This is a genomic window from bacterium (assembly GCA_026129405.1).
In the GTDB taxonomy this organism is placed as follows: Bacteria; Desulfobacterota; Binatia; order DP-6; family DP-6; genus JAHCID01.
In genome coordinates, this window is the sequence record JAHCID010000010.1 from 59,861 (window position 1) to 79,876 (window position 20,016).

Below are 20,016 nucleotides of genomic sequence, written 5' to 3' on the forward strand. Positions count from 1 at the left end.
CAAGGTGACGATCCGCATTCAACGAATCGGGCCCTGAGATCACCTTGCCGGACGAATAAGCGTGGCTCATACCGACCTCGTTTCGAGGGAGTTTTGCACGACGGCGGCGCGCAAGGTGTTCCATTCCCCACACCTTGTGCAAGTCCCTGCCCACTGCGTCGTGGAATGTCCGCACCGCGCGCACGTGAGCGGTGCGAAGAACCCGAGGTCGGGGCCGAGAGCGCGGGCCCACGCGGTCGTCGCCGCGGCCGTGTCGCCGCGCCGTCGAGCCAGCTCGCCGGCCAGGATCGCCGCCGCCGGCGTGTCCTGCGCGCCCGGCGGAAGCGTCTCGAGCGCGCGTGCCGCCTCGTCGAGCGCGTCGCGACGCAGGAGCCAGCGGACGTGGAAGAGGGCCGTCGTCGCGTCGTCGGGATGGTGGCGTCGCAGTGCGCGATACACGCTGCCCATGCGATCGGGCACGCCCAGGGCGTCGTCGTGACGCTCGAGCCGCTCGAGGAGCACCGCCTGCGGATACCGGCGCAGGCCACGCAGCCACGTGCGGCGCGCGACGGCGGGGCGTCCCGCCGCGAGCCAGCGGTCGCCGGCCGCTACCCAGGCGGGGGTGAAGTCGGGGGTTTCGCCCGCGATCGCCGCGAGACGCTTCGCCGCGCTGCGCTCGTCGGACTCGGCGCACGCCGCTTCGTAGCGAAGCCCGCGCATGACGCGCTCCTCGGCCGCGAGCGCTGCGGGCGCACGCAGGCCGAGCAGCAGCTCCTGCTGCGCGACGACCGCGCCGGTGAAGTCGCCGCTCGCGACGCGCAGCTCGCGCAGCCGGCGCAGCAGGCGTGGGCTGCCCGGGCGCAGGCGACGGGCTCGCTCGAGCGCCTCCGCGGCCCCGCGCAGGTCGCCGCTCTCCTGCGCCGCGGTGGCGAGCAGATCGAGCAGGTGGGCGTCGGGCTCGTGGCGCGCCTGCGCGTCCTCGAGCACGCGCCGCGCCGCCGCCGGATCGCTCTCGTGGAGGTGCGCCTCGGCGAGAAGGCCGACCCGAGTCCGGTCGGCCGCCAGCTCGTCCGGCCGTCGCAGCAGCTCCGAGCGTGCCTGCGCGTACTCGCCCGTCCACACGAGCTCCTGGGCGCGCGCCGTCGCGGCTTCGCGGCGTGCCGCGCGGCGCGCCTGTCGTCGCGCCCGCACAGCTCGCCAGCGGCGGGCGAGGGCGCCGGCGAGCGCGACGAGGCCGACGACGAGCGCCCCCACCGCGAACGCCGCGAGCACCACCGCACCGAGCGGCAGGGTGAGGGTGCGCTCCGGTCCCCACGTGAGGACCACCGGGGTCGCGTTGAGGAGGTAGAGCCAGCCCGCGGCGACCGCGAGCCCGGCGGCGAGGGTGGCGACCAGCCAGTACGCCATCGCAGCCGGTCTCAGGCGTGCTCGGTACCGGTCTTCTGACTGCGGGCCTGGGTCAGGTACGGCTCGGGCAGCTCGACACGCGGTGCGCGCGCCCAGAGGCGATCGAGGTCGTAGAACTCGCGCACGGGCACCTGGAACACGTGCACGACGACGTCGCCGAAGTCGATCAGCACCCACTGGCCGTGCGCGTAGCCCTCGACCGAGAGCGGTCGCACGCCCTGAGCGGTGAGCTCGGCCTGGATGCCGTCGGCGATCGCCTGGACCTGCGTGTCGGAGCGACCGCTGCAGAGGACGAAGTAGTCGCCGATCGAGGTGAGCTCGGCGGTGTCGAGCACGACCAGGTCGAGGGCTTTCTTGTCGAGCGCGGCGCGCGCGCAGGCCAGCGTGCGATCCCAGGTTGAAAGCGTCATGCGGGGCCGGGGCCCTCCCGGCGGCGGTACAGCCCGTGCTGCGCCACGTACGCGGCGACGGTGTCGGGGACGAGGTAGCGGATGGAGCGCCCGGCGGCGACGCGGGCGCGAAGGTCGGTGGCGGAGACGTCGAGCGCGGCGATCCGGAGCAACGTCACCCCGCGACCCGACTCGTGGCGTATCGCCTCACTGGCGCGATCATAACCAAGGGTATGGCGCAGGGCAACGGGGAAATCCTCGATGGAGAGGCCCATGGGCCACGGCGGACGCGTCACCACGACGGTGTCGGCCAGCGCGAGGATCGCGCCCGGCTCGCGCCACGTGTCGAGCTCCGCGAACGCGTCGCGTCCGAGCACGAACACCGCGCGGGTCTCGGGTCCCACCTCCGTTCGCAGCGCCCGCAGCGTGTCGACGGTGTACGAGGGCCCGTTCCGGCGCAGCTCGACGTCCCAGGGGACGAGCCCCGACACGTCCGCCGTCGCCAGCTCGACCATGCGCAGCCGATGCGCCGCGGAGGAGACGCCCGCGGCGGCCTTGTGCGGGGGAAGGGCCGAGGGCACCAGGCGCACCTCGTCGAGTCCGCACGCCTCCCGGACCTCGAGCGCGACGCGCAGGTGCGCGACGTGGATCGGGTCGAAGGTGCCGCCGAGGACGCCGATGCCGCCGCGCACCGGCCGTCTCGCTACGCCCGCACCTGGCCCGACCCGCGTACGCAGTACTTGTAGGTCGTGAGCTCACGCAGGCCCATCGGTCCGCGGGCGTGCAGCCGGTTGGTGCTGATGCCCACCTCGGCGCCGAAGCCGAACTCGTAGCCGTCGGTGAAGCGGGTCGACGCGTTCACGTAGACCGCGGCCGCGTCGACGGTGTGGAGGAAGCGCTCCGCGGCGCGGTAGTCGTCGGTGACGATGGCCTCGGCGAGCTGCGTGCCGTGCGCGGCGATGAAGTCGAGCGCGACGTCGAGCGACGGCACGACCTTCACGCTGAGCACCAGGTCGAGGTACTCGGTGTCCCAGTCGGCGTCGGTCGCCGGCACGACGTCGGCCACGATCGCGCGTACCGCCGCGTCGCCGCGCACCTCGCAGCCGTGCTCGCGCAGCTGCGCGACCATGCGGGGCAGGAAGCGCGGGGCGACGGCTTCGTGCACGACGAGGTTCTCGAGCGCGTTGCAGACGCTCGGGCGCTGCACCTTGCCGTTGAGACAGATGCGCTCCGCCATCGCGAGGTCGGCGGCGGCGTCGACGTAGAGATGGCAGATGCCCTCGAAGTGCTTCACGACCGGGATGCGACTCTCGGCCATGATCGTGCGCTTCAGCGCCTCGCCGCCGCGCGCGATCACGACGTCGATGCGGTCGTCGCGGCGCAGGAGCCCGCGCACGACGTCGCGCCCGCCCGACACGAGCTGCACCGCGGCCTCGGGCAGCCCCGCGCCGGCCACCGCCGTGCGCAGCACGTCGGCGATGGCGCCGCTCGTCGCCTGCGACTCCGAGCCGCCCTTCAGCAGCACCGCGTTGGCGGTCTTGAGGCAGAGCGCCGCCGAGTCGGCGGTGACGTTGGGGCGCGACTCGTAGATGGTCAGCACGACGCCGATGGGGACGCGCACCTGGTCGATCTCGAGCCCGTTCGGGCGGCGCCAGGCGGCGATGGTCTCGCCGACGGGATCGGGCAGGGCGGCGATCTCCTCGAGGCCGCGCGCCATCGCCTCGATGCGCGCCGGGTTCAGCGTGAGCCGATCGAGGAAGGCGGCCGACTCGCCGGCAGCGCGGCCGCGCTCGAGGTCCTCGGCGTTGGCGGCGAGCAGGCGCGTCTCGGCCGCGCGCAGGCCGGCGGCGCCGTCGCGCAGCGCGCGGTCCTTGTCGGCGCTCGACGCGCCGGCGAGGACGCGGATGGCGTCGCGGGCCGCGGCCGAGAGCGCGTCGGCGGCGCGCTCGGCGTCGGCGGGCAGGGGCGGGAGCATGCGCGCGACCCTACCGCAGGGCTGCCGCCCGTGCCACCGCAGTTGCCTCGTCGCGCACGCCCGGTCTACGTCCGACGGCATGGAATTCGGCCTCCAGGTGAACGCGCTCGAGCTGCCGCGCCTGCGCGACGTGGCGCAGCAGGCGGAGGGCCTCGGCTTCGGCTTCCTCGCGCTCCCCGACCACTATCTCTACGAGGGTCCGGAGCATCAGCACGACCCGAGCGCGCTCGTGTGGGACCCGATGCTCGCCGCCGCCGTCCTGGCAAGCGCCACGACGCGGGCTCGCATCGGTCACCTGGTGTTGTGCAACCTCTTCCGCCATCCGGTGGAGACGGCGCGCGCGCTCACCACGCTCGACCACCTGAGCGGCGGTCGCGTCGTCGCCGGCATCGGTGCCGGCTGGACCGAGCGCGAGTTCGAGATGACGGGCATCCCGTTCCCCGACGTCACGACGCGCCTGCGCATGCTCGACGAGTCGCTCGCCGTGATGCGCCGCCTGTGGACCGAGGAGACGACGACGCACCAGGGCGAGTTCTACCGCCTGGGCGGCGCCATCGCGCATCCGAAGCCGGTGCAGCACCCGCACCCGCCCATCCTCCTGGGCGGCGCCGGCAAGGGCCTTCTGCGCATCGCCGCGCGCCATGCCGACATCGTGAACGTCATCGCCGAGACCGGGCGCAAGGGCTACATCGCCCTCGACCAGGTGGCGAAGTTCACCGACGCGCGCTTCCGCGCCCGCGTCGCCTTCGTACGCGACGAGGCGCGTGCCGCGGGCCGCGACCCGGAGACGATCACGCTCAGCAACGTCTGCTTCACGGCCATGGTCACCGACTCGCCCGACGAGACGCGGGAGCGGGCGATCATGTTCAGCGGTCTCTTCGGCGGCTCGATCGAGGCGACGCTGCGCTCGCCGACGATGCTCCTCGGCACGCCCGAGGAGATCGTCGCCGAGATCCGCCGCCGGCGCACGGAGTGGGGCATCGCGCAGCTCGTGATCTCGTTCGCCGGCGAGGCGATGTTGCAGCGCTTCGGCGAGGAGGTCGTGCCGCGCGTCTGACGGCTACGGCGCGAGTACCTCGCGTGCGAAGCGCTCCATCGCTGCGCGGTAGTCGCGCCGCGTCTCCGCCGGGAAGCCGACCGTCAGCCAGGTGACGCCGAGCGCTTCGAGGGCCGCGGCGCGCTCGCGCGTGTCGGCCGGCGGCGCGTCGTGCGTCGGCAGGAGCGCCGTGCACACGTCGAGCGGTGCGGTGCGGCCGATCTCGGCCGCGTACGCGCGTGCGAAGGCGAGACGCTGCGCGAGATCGCTCGTGGTCTCGAGGACGGGCGTGCGCGTGAAGGGCGCCATCGCGGCGGTGTTGGGGAAGGGCACCCAGCCGTCGCCGAGCGCGACCGCGCGGCGGATGGCGGTGCGGCTGTTGCCGCCCACCCAGATCGGCGGCCGCGGCCGTTGCACCGGACGGAAGCCGGTGCTGTTGCCGCGCGCGGCGTAGCCGCGACCCTCGAAGTGGACGTCGTCGCCGGCCCAGGCCGCGGTCATGGCGCGCAGGTACTCGTCGGTGACGTCGTTGCGGCCCTCGAAGTCGGCCCCCAGCGCGGCGAACTCGCCCTTCAGGTAGCCGGCCGCGACGCCGACGGTGACGCGCCCGCCCGAGAGCACGTCGAGGCTGAGGATCGCCTTCGCGGCGACGAACGGGTTGCGGTAGGGCACGACGAGGATGTGCGTCTGCACGCGCAGCGTCGTCGTCGCGGCGGCCGCGAACGACAGCGCCACGAACGGATCGAGCGCGTGGTGGCCACCCCCGTGCAGCCACTTGTGCGGGGGGAACGGATGGTCGGTCACGTAGCAGGCGCCGAAGCCGCACGCCTCGGCGGCACGCGCGATCTCCGCGACGGCGTCCCCGGTGACGAACTCCGGGGCGTGGGCGAGTCGGTCGGTCGGCAGCGAGACGGCGAAGCGCATCGCCGCGACTGCTAGCAAAGACGCCGGCCCGCGCGCCAGGCGCGCGGCGTCAGCTGGCGGCGCGCGCGGCGAGCACGACGAGATCGTCGCGGTGGATCACCTCGTCGCTGCCCTTGTAGCCGAGGCGCTTCTCGATCTCGCGCGTGTGCGCACCCATGATCTTGGCGACGTCGCCGGCGGCGTAGTTGACGAGGCCGCGCGCGACCTCGTCGCCGCCCGGACCGACGCAGCGCACGCAGTCGCCGACGCCGAAGGTGCCGTCGACGTCGCGCACGCCCGACGGCAGCAGGCTGCGCCCGCCCTGGGCGAGGGCGCGCTCGGCGCCGGCGTCGAGGTGCAGCGTGCCTGCCGGCCGCAGCGCGTGCGCGATCCAGTGCTTGCGCCGCGCGAGGCGATCGCCGTCGGCGAGCAGCAGCGTCCCCACCTCGCGGGCGGGATCGAGCACCGCGCCCAGCATGCCGCGCCGCGAGCCGTCGGCGATCACCGTCGAGATGCCGGCCCACGCGGCCTTGCGCGCCGCCGCCACCTTCGACGCCATGCCGCCGGTGCCGACGCCCGGGAGGGCCGGGCCGGCGATCTGGCCGAGCCGCGGATCGGTCGCCGCGACGACCGGCAGGCGCTGCGCCCCGGGCACGAGGCGCGGGTCGGCGTCGAAGACGCCGGCGACGTCGGAGAGGATCACGAGCAGGTCGGCTTCGACCAGCGTCGCCGTCAGCGCCGAGAGGTTGTCGTTGTCGCCGAGCTGGAGCTCCTCGACCGCGACGGTGTCGTTCTCGTTGACGATGGGCACGACGCCGAGGCCGAGCAGCGTGCGCAGCGTATGGCGCGCGTTGAGGTAGCGGCGGCGGTCGGCGAGGTCGGCGTGCGTGAGCAGGACCTGCGCGACCTCGCGCGTATGGCGACGGAAGGCGCGCACGTAGGCCGCCATCAGCGCCGGCTGGCCGACGGCGGCCGCGGCCTGACGCCACTCGAGGCGGCCCTTGCGCCCGCCCAGGCGGGCGGCCCCCGCGGCGACCGCGCCCGAGCTGACGAGGACGACGTCGCGCCCGGCGGCGTTTGCGGCGGCGATGTCGGTCGCGAGCCCGCGCACGCGCGCGAGGCGCAGCCCGGTCGGGCCGGCGAGCACGTTGCTGCCCACCTTCACCACGATGCGGCGGGCACGGCGCAGGAGGGCGGCCTTGTGCGCGACCTGCTCGGTGTCGACGCTCATGCGGGCTCTGCGGCTGCGTCGGCCGCGACGGCCGCGCGCCGGGCGGCCGCGACGGCGGCGGCGACGCGTGCGACGAGCGCGCGCGTGCCCTCGCCGGTGGCGCCCGAGACCGCGAGCAGCTCGATGCCGCGCGCGGCGAAGCGTGCCGTGACCTCGGACAGACGCTCGCGCGTCTCGGCGAGGTCCAGCTTGCCCGCGACGACGATCTGCGGCTTCGCCGCCAGCGCCGGGCTTGCCAGCGCGAGCTCGCGGCAGAGCGTGTCGTAGTCGTCGAGCGGATCGCGCCCGGTGATGCCGGAGACGTCGAGCAGATGGACGAGCACCGCCGTCCGCGCGAGGTGGCGCAGGAAGCGCGTACCGAGGCCGTGCCCCTCGTGCGCGCCGGGCAGCAGACCCGGCACGTCGGCGAGCACGAAGCTGGCGTCCTCGTCGATGCGCACGACGCCCAGGTGCGGCACGAGCGTCGTGAACGGGTAGTCGGCGACGCGCGGGCGTGCCGCCGAGACGGCGCGGATCAGCGTCGACTTGCCCACGTTCGGAAAGCCGAGGAGACCGGCGTCCGCGAGGATGCGCAGCTCGAGCTGCAGCGTCTTCCTCTCGCCGGGGATGCCCGGCTCGGAGCGGCGCGGGGCGCGGTTGGTCGCGGTCGCGAAGTGCATGTTGCCGCGGCCGCCGTGGCCGCCGCGTGCGACGATCGCCTCGTCGCCGGCGGCGCGCAGATCGGCGAGCTGCTCCTCGGTGTCGGCGTCGTAGACCAGCGTGCCCGGCGGAACGCGGAGCACGAGGTCGGCGCCGCCGGCGCCGTACTGGTCCTTGCCGCGCCCGTGCTCGCCGCGCCCGGCGCGCAGCGTCTGCGGGTAGGAGAGGTCGACGAGCGTGGCGAGCCCGGGATCGACGCGCAGCACGACGTTGCCGCCGCTGCCGCCGTCGCCGCCGTTCGGGCCGCCGTGCGGGACGTACTTCTCCCGCCGGAAGCTGGTGCATCCGTCGCCGCCGTCGCCGGCCTCGACCTTGATGCGTACCTCGTCGACGAATTTCATGGCCGGCGGGCATCGTAGCCGACGCTTCCGGGGGCACCAAGGGTACGGAGCTCGCGGCCGCCCCGGGGTACCCATCCGCCTCGAACGGCTCCGCGTTTCGGCTCGGCGTCGTCGGCCCACCGGGACCGCGGGGCGCGACGGCTACCGCCGGCCCGAAGGGTGACGCCGGCGCGGCCGGTCCGCGGGGTCCCGAGGGGACGCCGGGCGTGGAGAAGCCTCGTGACCGACGTCATCGGCACGATCACGCTACGTGCGGACGCCAGCGCCCTGGCGATGCTCCGAGCGGTCCGCCGCCGGTGACCGAGATGCCCGGACGGGCGGGGCGCCGTCAGCTCGGGGCGGCGGCAGGGACGATGCGCACGCGCGTGCGGTCCTTGCCCATGCGCTCGTACTTGACCGTGCCCTCGACGAGGGCGAACAGCGTCCAGTCGCGGCCCACGCCCACGTTCGGGCCGGGATGGATGCGGGTGCCGACCTGCCGCACCAGGATGTTGCCCGCGATCACGTGCTGGTCGCCGTAGACCTTCACACCACGCCGCTGCCCGTTGGAGTCGCGGCCGTTGCGGCTGGAGCCCTGTCCCTTTTTGTGAGCCATGGGGCGTGCTCCTCAGGCGATCTCGGTGACGCGGACGGTGGTGAGATACTGCCGGTGTCCGCGGCGCCGCCGATAGTTCTTGCGGCGCTTCTTCTTGAAGATGAGCACCTTCTTGTCGCGCTCCTGGGCGACGATCTGGCCGCGGACGACCATCCCGTCGATCATCGGAGCGCCGACGCGCACGGTGTCGCCGTCGCCCGACAGCAGCACTTCGCCGAACTCGACGGCAGTGCCGATCTCACCCTCGAGGCGCTCGACGCGCACGAGGGCGCCGGGCTCGACGCGATACTGCTTTCCTCCGGTACGAATGACGGCGTAGCTCATGCAGGGAAGGCGGCGCGCGCTTGCCGCGCCGAGCCGCCGTCTGTACTTGAGGCCCTGCGGGGTGTCAACCAGGATGGGGATGCGGCTCACGCTGTACAGCCGAACCGACTGCCATCTGTGCGAGGAGATGCTGGCGGTGGTGCGCACGGTGGGCCCGGAGTTCGGCGCGGTGCTCGAGGAGATCGACGTGGACGGGGACGCCACGCTGGCGGCGCGCTACGGGCTCGACGTGCCCGTGCTGCTCGTGAACGGGCGCATGGCGTTCGCGCACCGCGTGACGCCGCGGGCGCTGCGCGAGCGCCTCGCACAGGAGCGGGGCTGATGCCGACCATCGCCGTCGATGCGATGGCCGGCGAGCGGGCGCCTGTCGAGGCTGTCCGTGGCGTGGCCGAGATCTCGCTCCAGACGGAGATCGACTGCCTGTTGGTCGGCGACGAGACCCGCATCCAGGCCGCGCTCGAGGAGGTTGCCTACAATCCGGAGCGCATCGGCGTCCTCCACTGTCGCGACGCGCTGGCCCGCGACGACGACCCCAAGGAGGCGCTGCGCCTGCGCAAGGACGCGTCGCTCCTCGTCGGCCTGCGTGCGGTGGCCGAGGGCCGCGCCGAGGCGCTGGTGTCGGCGGGCAACCCGGGGGCGGCGATTCTCGGCGCGACGCGCCACTTCGAGCTGCTTCCGGGCATTCGCCGCGCGGCGCTCGCCGGCGTTCTGCCGCGGCACACGGAGTATCCGGGCCAGGATCCGCTCGGGCTCCTTCTCGACACCGGCGCGACCGTGCACTGCGAGCCGGCCGAGCTGGTCCAGTTCGCCGTCATGGGCGGCGCGTGGGCGCGGCGCATCTCGAAGATCCCGAGCCCGCGCGTCGGGCTCCTCAACATGGGCAAGGAGGAGACGCGGGGCGGGGAGGTGCTCATCGAGGCGCACCGCCGGCTGCGCCAGCAGCCGAGCCTCCAGTTCGTCGGCAACGTCGAGGGCGACGATCTCGTGCGTGGAACCGCCGACGTGGTCGTGTGCGAGGGCATGGTCGGCGCCGTGGCGATCAAGCTGTTCGAGGGCGTGGCGGCGATCCTCGACGACGTCGCGCGCGCGGCGGCCGAGCGGCGGCTCATGTGGCGGGTGGGGCTGCGCCTCCTCTCGCAGGGGGTCGAGCGCGCCCAGCAGCTCACCGACGACAGCCGCTACGGCGGTGCGCCGGTGCTCGGCTTCCGCCAGCTGCTGCTCACCTGCCATCACGACGCCGCGGCGAAGACGCTCGGCAACGCCGTCAAGGTCGCGGCCAAGGCGGTACGCGACCGCGTGCCCGCCGAGATCGCCGACGCCCTCGGAGCCCTGCGATGAGCCTCCTGCGCCGCCGCACGCTTCCGCCGCCGTTGCTCTGCCGCTGGGACCTCGACAAGACCTACCTGCGCAGCGAGTTCGATACGCTCCGCCAGCTCTGGCGCACCGTGCGCGAGCGCGGCGAGGACAAGGTCGAGGTGCCCGGCGTGCCGGAGGTGCTGAAGGGTCTCAAGGCTGCGGCGTCCCGCACGGGGCGCGCGATCGGCATCCACTTCGTGTCGGCGAGCCCGCCGCAGATCGGCAGGGCCATCCGCGACAAGCTCGCACTCGACGGCGTTCCCTACGACGGCATCGTCTTCAAGGACCAGCTCCAGCATCTGACCCGCGGGCAGTTCACGCGCCTGCGCGAGCACGTCGGCTTCAAGCTGCGCGAGCTCCTCGCCGGACGGCTCGCGGTCCCCGCGGAGACGCGCGAGCTCCTCTTCGGCGACGACTGGGAGTCCGACCCGCTCACGTATTCGCTCTACGCCGACGTGCTCGCCGGAACGCTCGCACCCGACGACCTGACGCCGATCCTGGCCCGCCTCGGCGTCGCACCGGAGGCGGTGCTCGCCGTCGTCGGCCTCGCGCGCGAAGCGCAGGGGCGCGGCGGCGTCGAGCGCCTCTTCATCAACCTCGAGCGGCGCACGCCTCCGGCGGTCTTCCGCCTGCTCGGGCCGCGGCTCGTGCCGACGTTCAACTACTTCCAGACCGCGGTGGTGCTGGCCGCCGACGGCTGGCTCGCGGTCGAGGACGTCGCGGCCGTCGCGCGCGCCCTCGTCGCGCGCAGCGGCTACACGCCGCGCCGGCTCGAGAACTCGCTCGCCGACTGCGTGCGGCGCGGGCTCCTCGAGAGCGCGGCGGCGCGGCGGCTCGCGCTGCCGCTGCGCGACGCCGGCTTGCTGCCGCCGGTGCCGGGCCCGCGCTGGATCGAATGGGTGAAGACGCACCTGCCGCGCGCCCCGTGGCACGCCGCCCGCGGCGCCGCTCGACTGGGAGGCCGTGCTGGCGCGCCTGCGGCCGCCGCGCGCGCCGGTCGCGGTGGAGGCTCGGTCGTGACGCCGTTCGTCGTCGTGCTCGTCACCGCCGGCAGCGCGGAGGAGGCCGAGCGGCTGGCGCGCACGCTCGTCGGCGAGCGGCTCGTCGCCTGTGCCAACGTGGTCGGGCCGGTGCGCTCCATCTATCGCTGGCAGGGCGCGGTCGAGGACGCGGCCGAGTACCTCCTCGTCCTGAAGGCGCGCGCGGCCGACCTCGCCGCGGTCGAGGCGCGCGTGCGGGCCCTGCACTCCTACGAGGTTCCGGAGATCATCGCGCTGCCGGTCGAAGCCGGCTCGGCGCCGTACCTGGCGTGGCTCGCAGACGCGACAGACCGCCGCGGCTGAGCCCGGCGGGGGCCGCTCCACGCGAGGTGTCCGCGGGCGCTCTCGTCGACCGCCGCGAGGGCGCCGGCCGGCGCGTGCCGCCGGCAGCCCGGCGGCGACTCGAGGACGGTGCGCTCGTCTGGAGCCTCCCGAACGGGCATGTCGAAGCGGGTGAGCACGACGAGCAGGCGGCCGTACGCGAGGTGCGGGAGGAGACGGGTCTGGACGCGGCGATCGAGCAGCCGTCGGGCCGCGTCGCCGCCCGCGGCTGCGGGACGGACGACGTCCGCTGGGACGAGGCCGCGGCGATGATGCGCCACACGAACGAGCGCCGGCTCGGGCGACCTGCGGCGGCGCTGCTCGGGCAGCCGGAGCCGATGTGACCTCCGAGCGCACCGCGCTCTTCGTCGCGCATCCCGGTCACGAGCTGCGCGTCTGGCACTGGGTCGAGCAGACGCGGCCCCTCGTCTGCGTGCTCACCGACGGATCGGGTGCGGGGGGCGTCTCGCGTCTGGCGTCGATGCACCGTCTGCTCGCGCACGCCGGTGCGACCCTCGGGCCGATCCAGGCGCCGTTCACCGACCGGGCGCTCTACGCTGCGCTGCTCGCCGGCGACCACGCGCCGTTCCTCGCGCTCGTCGCGCGGCTCGGCGATGCGCTGGCCGCCGCCGGCGTCACGCTGCTGGCGAGCGACGCGATCGAGGGCACGAACCCGGCCCACGACGTGTGCCGGCTGCTCGCCGATGCCGCCGCGCGCGTCGCTGCACGGCGGCGCGGCGGCGGGCCGCCGCGCCGCTTCGATTTCCTTCTCGACGGTCCCCCCGAGCCGGCGCCGCCGCCGGGGGCGATCACCTTTCTGCTCGACGGCGACGCGCTCGCCCGCAAGCGTACCGCCGTGCGCGACTATCCGGAGCTGGCGGCGGACGTCGCCTATCAGCTCGCACGCGACGGCGTCGCGGCGCACCTGGGCGAGTGCCTGCGTCCCGTCTCGGCCGGACCCGCGGTGCTGCCGGCGCAGGTGCTCTACGAAGCCTACGGAGCGGTGCGCGTGGCGAGCGGCGTCTACACGCGGGTGATCCGCCAGGACGAGCACGTCCGCCCGCTCGCGGCGGCGCTGGAGCGCACGAGGGGGGCGGCGTGAGCGCGGACGCGACCTCGCTGCGCGTGCTCCTCACCAACGGCGCGCTCGCCATCCGCGCGGGCACGGAGCTGTGGGTGCGCGACGTCGCGCTCGCGCTCCAGGCGCGCGGCCACCGGCCGGTGGTCTACAGCCCGGTCCTCGGCGAGCTGGCGGACGAGCTGCGGCGGGCGACGGTCCCGGTCGTCTCGGAGCTGGGCGCGCTCGCCACGCCGCCCGACGTGATCCACGGGCATCACCACCTCGAAACCATGAGCGCGCTGCTGCGCTTCCCCGGCGTCCCGGCGATCTCGGTGTGCCACGGCTGGCTGCCGTGGCAGGAGGCGCCGCCGCTCCATCCGCGCATCCACGCCTGGGTGGCCGTCGACGAGGTGTGCCGCGACCGCCTCGTCTGCGAGCACGGCATCGCACCGGCGCGCACGCGCCTGCTGCTCAACTTCGTCGATCTGCACCGCTTCCCGGCGCGTGCGACGCCGCCGCCCACGCGGCCGCAGCGCGCGCTCGTGTTCGGCTACACGGCGAGCGAGGACACCTGGGTGCCGGTCGTCCGCGCGGCCTGCGCGCGCGCCGGCGTGCCGGTCGTCGACGTCGTGGGCTACGGCGCGGGAAACCCGACGCCCGCGCCCGAGGCGCTGCTGCCGCGTTACGATCTGGTGTTCGCGAAGGCGCGCTCGGCGCTCGAAGCGCTCGCGGTCGGCGCCGGCGTGATCCTGTGCGACGCCCGCGGCACGGGCGGCCTCGTCACCAGCGACGTGCTCGCGGCGCTGCGCCGTCTGAACCTCGGCGTGCGGACGCTCGGGCGACCGCTCACACCGGAGCTGCTGGCCGCGGAGATCGCGCGCTGGAACGCGGCCGACGTCGCCGAGGTCTCGCGCCGGGTGCGCGCGGAGGCCGGGCTCGACGCCGCCATCGACGTCCTCGAGGGCCTCTATCGCGAGGCCGTCGCGGCGCCGCTGCCGGTCGACGCGGCGGCGGAAGGGGCGGCCACGGCGTCCTACCTCGCGTGGCTCGGTGCGATGGTGAAGCAACGGCTGCAGCGCGAGGCCGACGCGCTGGCGCGCGAGCGGCACGACGGCCGGCTGGCGGCGGCGGAGGCGGCCGGCGGCGGCGCGCGACGAGCTCCGCTGTGACGTCGCCCGCCTGCGCGCCGACCGGCGCGACGCCGGCAACGAGCGCCAGCGGCTGCTCGGCGAGCTGCACGCGCTCGGCCAGCGCCACGAGCGCCTGACCCGTCGCCACCACGAGCTGGCCGAGGAGCACGCCGCGCTGCGCCGCTCGCTCACCGTGCGTCTGCGCGACGGGATGCTGCGCGTGCCGGGCGTCGGCCGTCTGGCGCGCGTCGCGCTGCGGCTGCTGCACGGCGGGCGGACGGCATGAGCCCGACGCCGCTCCCGCCCGGCCTGCGCGTGGTGCTCGCGCCGAACCCCGGGCTCATGACCGGGCCCGGCACGAACCAGTACGTCCTCGGCGACGGCGACGCCGCCGTGCAGATCGACTGCGCGCCGCTCGACGCCGAGAACGTCCGCCGGCTGGACGCGAGCGGCGCGCGCCCCCGGCGACTCGTGCTGACGCACGTGCACCCCGACCACGTCGGCGGCGCTGCGGCATGGCGCGCCCGCTGCGGCCCGATCGGCGGCACGGGGCACCACGGGCTGCCCGAGTCGGCGGCGCTGCGGCATGGCGCGCCCGCTGCGGCGGCACGGTCGCGCTCCACGCCAGCCGGGCGGCGTTCGCGGTCGCCGGGACGCCGCTCGCGCCGGAGCGGCTGCTCCACGACGGCGACGAGATCCCGTGGGCCGAGGGCACGCTGCGCGTCGTCCACACGCCCGGGCACGAGTCGGGGCACTGCTGCCTCTTCGAGCCCACGCGCGGCTGGCTGTTCACCGGCGACACCGTCCTCTCCACGGGCACGACCGTCATCGCGCCGCCGGACGGCGACATGCAGGCGTACCTGGCGTCGCTCGAGCGGCTGCGCGGGCTCGGCGCGGCGACGATCTTCCCGGGGCACGGGCCGCCCCTCGCCGATCCGACCGCGGTCCTGGACCGGTATCTGGCGCATCGCCGTGCGCGCGAGGCGCAGATCGCGGCCGCGGTCGCCGCCGGCGTGGAGACGATCCCCGCGCTCGTCGCGCACTGCTACCCGGACCTGCACCCGGGGCTGCGCTGGGCGGCGGCGCTGACGGTGCAGGCGCATCTCACGAAGCTTGCACGCGACGGCGGCGCAGCGGTCACCGCCGACGGCCGCTGGCGCCCGGCCTGACGCGCCGCCGCTCACTCGGGTGCGAAGCGCGTCGTCGCCCAGACGCGCGCGCGCAGATCGCGGTCGCCGCCGTCGCCGACGAGGACGAGCACGCGCTCGCCGCGATGGTCGACGACCGCGCCGGGGACGAGGCGCGGCGCCGCGGCCGCGAACGCCGCGGCGTCCGCCGGCGAGTCCCAGGTCGTCATCCACACGAGCAGCCAATCGTCGCCGCGCTGGAGCGCGCGCAGGCGATCGCCGTCCCAGCCGGCCGCCACCTCGGCCGCTTCGCCGGGCGGCAGCGCGTGCGTCGCGAGGATCGCGACGTCGAGCTCGCCGAGCGTGTCCTCCAGGCGCTTCTGCCAGCCGGCGCGCTCGAGGTCGGCGGTGCCGCCGAGCGTGATCGCGGTGGGACGGTCGCGCTCGGCGAAGTAGCGCTCGGGGTGCAGTATCTGCTCGGTCGAGGTCGGCGGGTCGTCGTGCGCGCGGTCGACGGCGGCCCAGCCGCCGAGCGTGAGGCCGCGGTCGACGAAGTGCGCGCCGGCCGCGTACTGGAACGCGAGCTGCTCGCGCAGCACTGCGGGCACGTCGGGGTAGGTCGTCGCGAGCTCGTCCGGTAGCCGATCGAGCGCGGTGAGGATCGCGGCGCGGGCGTCGTCGTCCGGCAGCGTGCCGGCGAGCGCGGCCAGCGACGCGAGCACGGCGTCGCCTTCGAGGAGCGCGCGGCGGGCGAGCAGCCGATCGGAATGGGCGTCGACGAGCGGCTCCGGATCGAGCGGGAGCGGCCAGTGCTGGTCCTGGATCGCGTGCATGAGCTCGTGGGCGACGAACGTCTCGCCGACGACGTCGCGGCCGGTGAGCGTCGTGAGGAGGCCGAGGCCGGCCCGGGCCTCCTCGAGCTGGCCGCTCGCGAGCGTCAGCTGCTTGCGGCGCTGATCGTAGTAGGCGGCCACCTGGCCCTCGTAGAACGTCTGCAGCGCGGGGCGCAGCGCCGTCCCGGCCGGCAGCAGGCCGAGCCGGACGTAGACCGCCTCGAGCGTCGCGAGGTCGTTGCCGGGGAAGCTCGCGTCGAGCTCCTGGGCGAGCGCCGCGGAGAGGGCGGCGTCGTCGAGCGCACGGGTCTCGACCGGCTGGCGCAGCGGCAGGCCGCGCGCGCGCACGAGCCGGTCCTCGACCTGGCGCAGCGCGCTCGGGTTCACGACCCCGCGACGCACGACGGGACCCGGACCGCAGGCGGTGCCCGCGAGCGCGCAGCCGACCAGGACCAGGACGACCGCCCGACGGGCGGCGCGGGTCACGGGCCGGGGTGCTCCATGATGATCGCCGGCCAGCCGAGGCGGTTGATCAGCTCGGCGCGCGCGACCGCCACGCGGCGGAGCGGGTAGGGCCCGATGCGTACGCGATGGTAGCGGCCGTCGGCGGTGTCGAGCGGATCGACGTAGGCGTCGGGGAAGCGGAGCGCGATCGTGCGGCGCAGGTGCTCGGCGCTGTTCGGGTCGCTGAAGGTCGCCACCTGGACCACGAAGGCGGCACGCGGCAGCTCGGACGGCACCTGCGCGGCGGGCGGCACCGTGCGCGGCCGGGCGGCGGCGGGGACGATGCCGGCGGCGGGTGTCGCCGCGGCGAGGCGCGTGTCGGTGTCGTTGGTGATGACGCCGATGCGTACGCGGGCCGTACCCGGACCGATCATGTCGATCGACCGCGCCGCCGCGTAGGACAGGTCGATCACGCGCCGCCCGACGAACGGCCCGCGGTCGTTGATGCGTACTTCGACGGCGCGCCCGTTCGAGAGGTTCGTCACGAGGACGCGCGTGCCGAGCGGCAGGGACGGGTGTGCGGCGGTCATGTCGTGCTGATCGTAGATCTCGCCGTTGGCGGTGCGCTTGCCGTGGAAGCCGGGCCCGTACCACGACGCGACGCCCTCCTGCGTGCCGCCGATGACGGGCGGCGGCGTCGCGCGTCCGCCGAGCGAGCAGCCCGACGCCACGAGCACCGCCACGAGCAGCCCCGCCGCTCCACCCCACCACATCCGGGCGGGATTGTGCCCGCGCCGTACCCAGGGCGCAAGGTCGCGAGGTTGTTCCGCATTCGGCCCTGTGCTACCTCCCGCCCATTCTGCCGGCCGAGCGCGTGCGCCGCGCCGCCGGGTTCGGAGGCGTTCATGTCGGGCCATTCCAAATGGAGCACGATCAAGCACAAGAAGGCCGCCAAGGACGCCAAGCGCGGTAAGGTCTTCACGAAGCTCATCAAGGAGATCACGGTTGCCGCGCGCATGGGCGGCGGTGACCCGAAGGGCAACCCGCGGCTGCGCACGGCCGTCCTCGAGGCGCGCAAGAGCAGCATGCCCAACGATACGATCGAGCGCGCCATCAAGAAGGGCACCGGGGAGCTCGAGGGCGTCAGCTACGAGGAGATCATCTACGAGGGGTACGGGGCGGGCGGTGCCGCGGTGATGGTCGAGGTCGTCACCGACAACCGCAACCGCACGGTCGCCGAGATCCGCAACGTCTTCGACAAGCACGGCGGCAATCTCGGCACCACCGGCAGCGTCGGCTGGATGTTCACCAAGCGCGGCCTCATCGCCGTCGAGCGCGCCGGCATCGACGAGGACGCGGTGATGGAGATCGCCCTCGAGGCGGGCGCCGAGGACGTCACCGACGCGGGCGAGATGCTCGAGGTCTACACCACGCCGGAGGGCTTCGTCGGCGTGAAGGAGGCGCTCGAGGCGGCGAACGTCGCGCTCGCCTCGGCCGAGGTGACGATGATCCCCTCGTCGACGCAGGCGATCACCGGCAAGCCGGCGGAGCAGATGGTGCGCCTGCTCGAGGCGCTCGACGATCACGACGACGTCCAGAAGGTGTCGTCGAACGCGGACATCGCGGCGGAGGAGCTGGAGCGGCTCTCGGCCTGACGCCGCGGTCGCGGCGGGGAGGTGGCGGTGCGGGCACTGGGGATCGACCCCGGGTCCCGGCGGACGGGGTGGGGCGTGGTCGAGCAGGCAGGGTCGCGCCTGTGCCACGTCGCGAGCGGCACGATCGTGCTCGACGCGCGTGACGCCGTCGCCCCGCGTCTCGCCCGGCTGCACGCGGCCATCGCCGTGCTGGTCCGCGAGTGGACGCCCGACGCCGTGGCCCTCGAGCGGGCGTTCGTCGCACGCAACGTGCAGAGCGCGTTCCGGCTCGGCGAGACCCGCGGGGCGGTGCTGGCCGCGGTCGCCGCCGCGGGCGTGACCTTGCACGAGTATGCCCCGGCGCAGGTGAAGCTCGCCGCGGTCGGCCACGGCGGCGCCGACAAGGACAGCGTCGGCCGCGGCGTGACCGCGATGCTCCGCCTCGGCGAGCGTCCCGCCGTCGACGCCGCCGACGCGCTGGCCCTCGCGCTCTGCCATCTCCAGCAGGCGCCGTACCTGGCCGCGCTGGCGCGGGCGGGGGTGCGGCGGTGATCGCACGTCTCGCCGGGACGCTCCTCGAGCGCGAGCCCGACCTCGTGGTGGTCGACGCCGGGGGCGTCGGCTATGCCGTCCACGTGTCGCTCCAGACGCTCGCCGCGCTGCCGCCCGTCGGGCAGGCGGTCCACCTCCTGATCCACACCGAGGTGCGCGAGGACGCCATCGAGCTCTTCGGCTTCGGCACGGCGCGGGAGCGCACGCTTTTCCATCTCCTGCGGCGGGTGAAGGGCATCGGCCCGCGGCTCGCGCTGGCCGTGCTCTCCGGCATGCCCGCCGACGAGCTGGCGCGCACCGTCGCGGCCGGCGACCGCGCGCGACTGGAGGCCATCCCGGGCATCGGCCGGCGCACCGCGGAGCGCATCGTCGTCGAGTGCCGCGAGGCGGCGGCGGCGCTGGCCGTCTCGTCCGGTTCGCCGCGCCTGCCGCTCGACGCGCCCGGCGGCGAAACGGAGGAGGCCGTGTCGGTGCTCGTGAACCTCGGCTATGCGCGCAGCGAGGCCGAGCGTGCCGTGCGCCAGGTCGGCCGCACGCAGGGTACGCTCGAGGACGTCGTCCGTGCGGCGCTCCAGGGGCTCGGCGGCTGATGGCTGCGCGCGCGACCGACGGCCCGATCGCTCCCGAGGCGCTCGACGAGGACCTCGTCAGCGAGATGCCGCTGCGGCCGCGCACGCTCGACGAGTACGTCGGGCAGGAGCACGTGCGCGAGAACCTCCGCGTGCAGATCGCCGCCGCGCGGGCGCGGGGCGACGTGCTCGATCACGTGCTGCTGTGCGGGCCGCCCGGGCTCGGCAAGACGTCGATGGCGCACGTCATCGCCTCGGAGCTGGGCGCCGCCGTGCGGCCGACCTCGGGCCCCGTGCTCGAGCGCCCCGGCGACCTCGCGGCGCTGCTGACGAACCTCGAGCGCGGGCAGGTCTTCTTCATCGACGAGATCCATCGCCTGAGCCACGTCGTCGAGGAGACCCTCTACCCGGCCATGGAGGACTTCCAGCTCGACCTCGTGGTCGGGCAGGGGCCGACCGCGCGCTCGATCCGCCTGCCGCTCCAGCGCTTCTGTCTCGTCGGTGCGACCACACGCGCGGGGCTCCTCACCTCGGCCCTGCGCGATCGCTTCGGCGCCACCTTCCGCCTCGACTTCTACGCCACCGCCGATCTCGAGCGCATCCTCGTGCGCTCGGCGCGCATCCTGGGCGTCGCCCTCGATCCCGACGGCGGAGCCGAGATCGCGCGCCGCTCGCGCGGCACGCCGCGCATCGCCAACCGGCTCCTGCGCCGCGTGCGCGACTTCGCGGAGGTGCGGGCGAGCGGCCGCGTCACGCGCGACGTCGCGCGCGACGCGCTCCGCCTGCTCGACGTCGACGAGGCCGGCTTCGATCGCATGGATCGCGCGCTGCTGCTCACGATCATCGACAAGTTCTCCGGCGGTCCCGTCGGGCTCGACACGCTGGCCGCGGCCATCGGCGAGGAGCGCGACACGATCGAGGACGTGTACGAGCCGTTCCTCATCCAGGAGGGGTTCCTCGCGCGCACGCCGAAGGGTCGGGTCGCGACGGTGCTCGCGTGGGAGCACTTCGGGCGTCGTCCGGGCACGCCTGCCGCGCCCGTCCAGGGCAAGCTGCTCTGAGCGCGCGCCG

The 20,016-nt window shown here is 74.8% G+C and carries 23 protein-coding genes and 1 pseudogene; 13 read left to right on the top strand and 11 right to left on the bottom strand.

All coding sequences use genetic code 11. The features are described from left to right. Positions 1-66: 66 nt before the first annotated feature. Genes KIT14_24010 through KIT14_24025 form a run of 4 tightly spaced genes read right to left on the bottom strand, consistent with a single transcriptional unit; the run spans position 67 to position 3,750 of the window. A complete protein-coding gene (locus KIT14_24010; GenBank protein ID MCW5893593.1) occupies positions 67-1,386 on the bottom strand; it encodes a DUF1049 domain-containing protein in 1,320 nt (439 codons plus the stop codon). Between the two features lie 11 nt (positions 1,387-1,397). Next, entirely contained in the window at positions 1,398-1,796 is a 399-nt protein-coding gene (gene rsfS / locus KIT14_24015; protein ID MCW5893594.1) for a ribosome silencing factor, read from the bottom strand. Next, positions 1,793-2,467, bottom strand: a complete 675-nt coding sequence (nadD, locus tag KIT14_24020; protein ID MCW5893595.1) for a nicotinate-nucleotide adenylyltransferase — start codon at positions 2,465-2,467, stop codon at positions 1,793-1,795. Before nadD ends, rsfS begins: the two co-directional genes overlap by 4 nt. 11 nt (positions 2,468-2,478) lie before the next feature. Then, positions 2,479-3,750 (bottom strand): glutamate-5-semialdehyde dehydrogenase, encoded by a 1,272-nt coding sequence (locus KIT14_24025; protein ID MCW5893596.1) that lies wholly within the window; start codon positions 3,748-3,750, stop codon positions 2,479-2,481. Between the two features lie 79 nt (positions 3,751-3,829). Between KIT14_24025 and KIT14_24030 the strand changes: the two genes are divergently transcribed. After that, entirely contained in the window at positions 3,830-4,807 is a 978-nt protein-coding gene (locus KIT14_24030) for a TIGR03619 family F420-dependent LLM class oxidoreductase (GenBank protein ID MCW5893597.1), read from the top strand. Positions 4,808-4,810: 3 nt separating this feature from the next. Here the strand turns inward: KIT14_24030 and KIT14_24035 are convergent, their stop codons facing one another. The 5 genes from KIT14_24035 to rplU form a co-directional block, all read right to left on the bottom strand. Then, the gene (locus KIT14_24035) at positions 4,811-5,710 is read right to left on the bottom strand and encodes a TIGR03619 family F420-dependent LLM class oxidoreductase (GenBank protein ID MCW5893598.1); all 900 of its coding nucleotides are present in this window, start codon (positions 5,708-5,710) and stop codon (positions 4,811-4,813) included. A 49-nt stretch (positions 5,711-5,759) separates the two neighbouring features. Continuing rightward, positions 5,760-6,920, bottom strand: coding sequence for a glutamate 5-kinase (gene proB / locus KIT14_24040; GenBank protein ID MCW5893599.1), 1,161 nt, complete (start codon positions 6,918-6,920; stop codon positions 5,760-5,762). Then, entirely contained in the window at positions 6,917-7,960 is a 1,044-nt protein-coding gene (gene obgE, locus KIT14_24045) for a GTPase ObgE (GenBank protein MCW5893600.1), read from the bottom strand. Before obgE ends, proB begins: the two co-directional genes overlap by 4 nt. 328 nt (positions 7,961-8,288) lie before the next feature. After that, positions 8,289-8,555 (bottom strand): 50S ribosomal protein L27, encoded by a 267-nt coding sequence (gene rpmA / locus KIT14_24050; protein MCW5893601.1) that lies wholly within the window; start codon positions 8,553-8,555, stop codon positions 8,289-8,291. Positions 8,556-8,567: 12 nt separating this feature from the next. Continuing rightward, a complete protein-coding gene (gene rplU, locus KIT14_24055) occupies positions 8,568-8,879 on the bottom strand; it encodes a 50S ribosomal protein L21 (protein ID MCW5893602.1) in 312 nt (103 codons plus the stop codon). 79 nt (positions 8,880-8,958) lie between these two features. On the opposite strand from rplU, the gene KIT14_24060 reads away from it, so the two are divergent. From KIT14_24060 to KIT14_24095, 8 genes and pseudogenes are all read left to right on the top strand, one after another. Beyond that, positions 8,959-9,201, top strand: a complete 243-nt coding sequence (locus tag KIT14_24060) for a glutaredoxin family protein (GenBank protein MCW5893603.1) — start codon at positions 8,959-8,961, stop codon at positions 9,199-9,201. After that, entirely contained in the window at positions 9,201-10,217 is a 1,017-nt protein-coding gene (gene plsX, locus KIT14_24065) for a phosphate acyltransferase PlsX (protein MCW5893604.1), read from the top strand. The genes KIT14_24060 and plsX overlap by 1 nt, the downstream gene beginning before the upstream one ends. Continuing rightward, entirely contained in the window at positions 10,214-11,578 is a 1,365-nt protein-coding gene (cutA, locus tag KIT14_24070; GenBank protein ID MCW5893605.1) for a divalent cation tolerance protein CutA, read from the top strand. Before plsX ends, cutA begins: the two co-directional genes overlap by 4 nt. Positions 11,579-11,604: 26 nt before the next feature. Then, positions 11,605-11,940 carry an NUDIX domain-containing protein gene (locus tag KIT14_24075; GenBank protein ID MCW5893606.1) on the top strand — a complete coding sequence of 112 codons (336 nt, stop codon included), beginning with the start codon at positions 11,605-11,607 and terminating at the stop codon, positions 11,938-11,940. Further along, positions 11,937-12,698 carry a hypothetical protein gene (locus tag KIT14_24080; protein ID MCW5893607.1) on the top strand — a complete coding sequence of 254 codons (762 nt, stop codon included), beginning with the start codon at positions 11,937-11,939 and terminating at the stop codon, positions 12,696-12,698. The genes KIT14_24075 and KIT14_24080 overlap by 4 nt, the downstream gene beginning before the upstream one ends. Then, the gene (locus tag KIT14_24085) at positions 12,695-13,825 is read left to right on the top strand and encodes a glycosyltransferase (protein MCW5893608.1); all 1,131 of its coding nucleotides are present in this window, start codon (positions 12,695-12,697) and stop codon (positions 13,823-13,825) included. The genes KIT14_24080 and KIT14_24085 overlap by 4 nt, the downstream gene beginning before the upstream one ends. A gap of 243 nt (positions 13,826-14,068) precedes the next feature. Further along, positions 14,069-14,374, top strand: a pseudogene (locus KIT14_24090) (MBL fold metallo-hydrolase). Beyond that, the gene (locus KIT14_24095; protein MCW5893609.1) at positions 14,302-14,955 is read left to right on the top strand and encodes an MBL fold metallo-hydrolase; all 654 of its coding nucleotides are present in this window, start codon (positions 14,302-14,304) and stop codon (positions 14,953-14,955) included. The pseudogene KIT14_24090 and the gene KIT14_24095 overlap by 73 nt, the downstream one beginning before the upstream one ends. A gap of 11 nt (positions 14,956-14,966) precedes the next feature. Here the strand turns inward: KIT14_24095 and KIT14_24100 are convergent, their stop codons facing one another. Beyond that, complete coding sequence (locus KIT14_24100) at positions 14,967-16,232, bottom strand: hypothetical protein (GenBank protein ID MCW5893610.1); 1,266 nt, start codon at positions 16,230-16,232, stop codon at positions 14,967-14,969. Continuing rightward, positions 16,229-16,963 (bottom strand): septal ring lytic transglycosylase RlpA family protein, encoded by a 735-nt coding sequence (locus tag KIT14_24105; GenBank protein MCW5893611.1) that lies wholly within the window; start codon positions 16,961-16,963, stop codon positions 16,229-16,231. Before KIT14_24105 ends, KIT14_24100 begins: the two co-directional genes overlap by 4 nt. A 132-nt stretch (positions 16,964-17,095) precedes the next feature. Here KIT14_24105 and KIT14_24110 point away from each other — a divergent pair, with 132 nt between their 5' ends. From KIT14_24110 to ruvB, 4 genes are read left to right on the top strand one after another with little or no spacing between them, the layout of a single operon-like run. Continuing rightward, entirely contained in the window at positions 17,096-17,845 is a 750-nt protein-coding gene (locus tag KIT14_24110; protein MCW5893612.1) for a YebC/PmpR family DNA-binding transcriptional regulator, read from the top strand. Positions 17,846-17,872: 27 nt separating this feature from the next. Then, positions 17,873-18,376, top strand: a complete 504-nt coding sequence (gene ruvC / locus KIT14_24115; GenBank protein MCW5893613.1) for a crossover junction endodeoxyribonuclease RuvC — start codon at positions 17,873-17,875, stop codon at positions 18,374-18,376. Then, entirely contained in the window at positions 18,373-18,966 is a 594-nt protein-coding gene (ruvA, locus tag KIT14_24120) for a Holliday junction branch migration protein RuvA (GenBank protein MCW5893614.1), read from the top strand. The genes ruvC and ruvA overlap by 4 nt, the downstream gene beginning before the upstream one ends. Continuing rightward, positions 18,966-20,006, top strand: a complete 1,041-nt coding sequence (gene ruvB / locus KIT14_24125) for a Holliday junction branch migration DNA helicase RuvB (GenBank protein ID MCW5893615.1) — start codon at positions 18,966-18,968, stop codon at positions 20,004-20,006. Before ruvA ends, ruvB begins: the two co-directional genes overlap by 1 nt. Positions 20,007-20,016 lie beyond the last annotated feature (10 nt).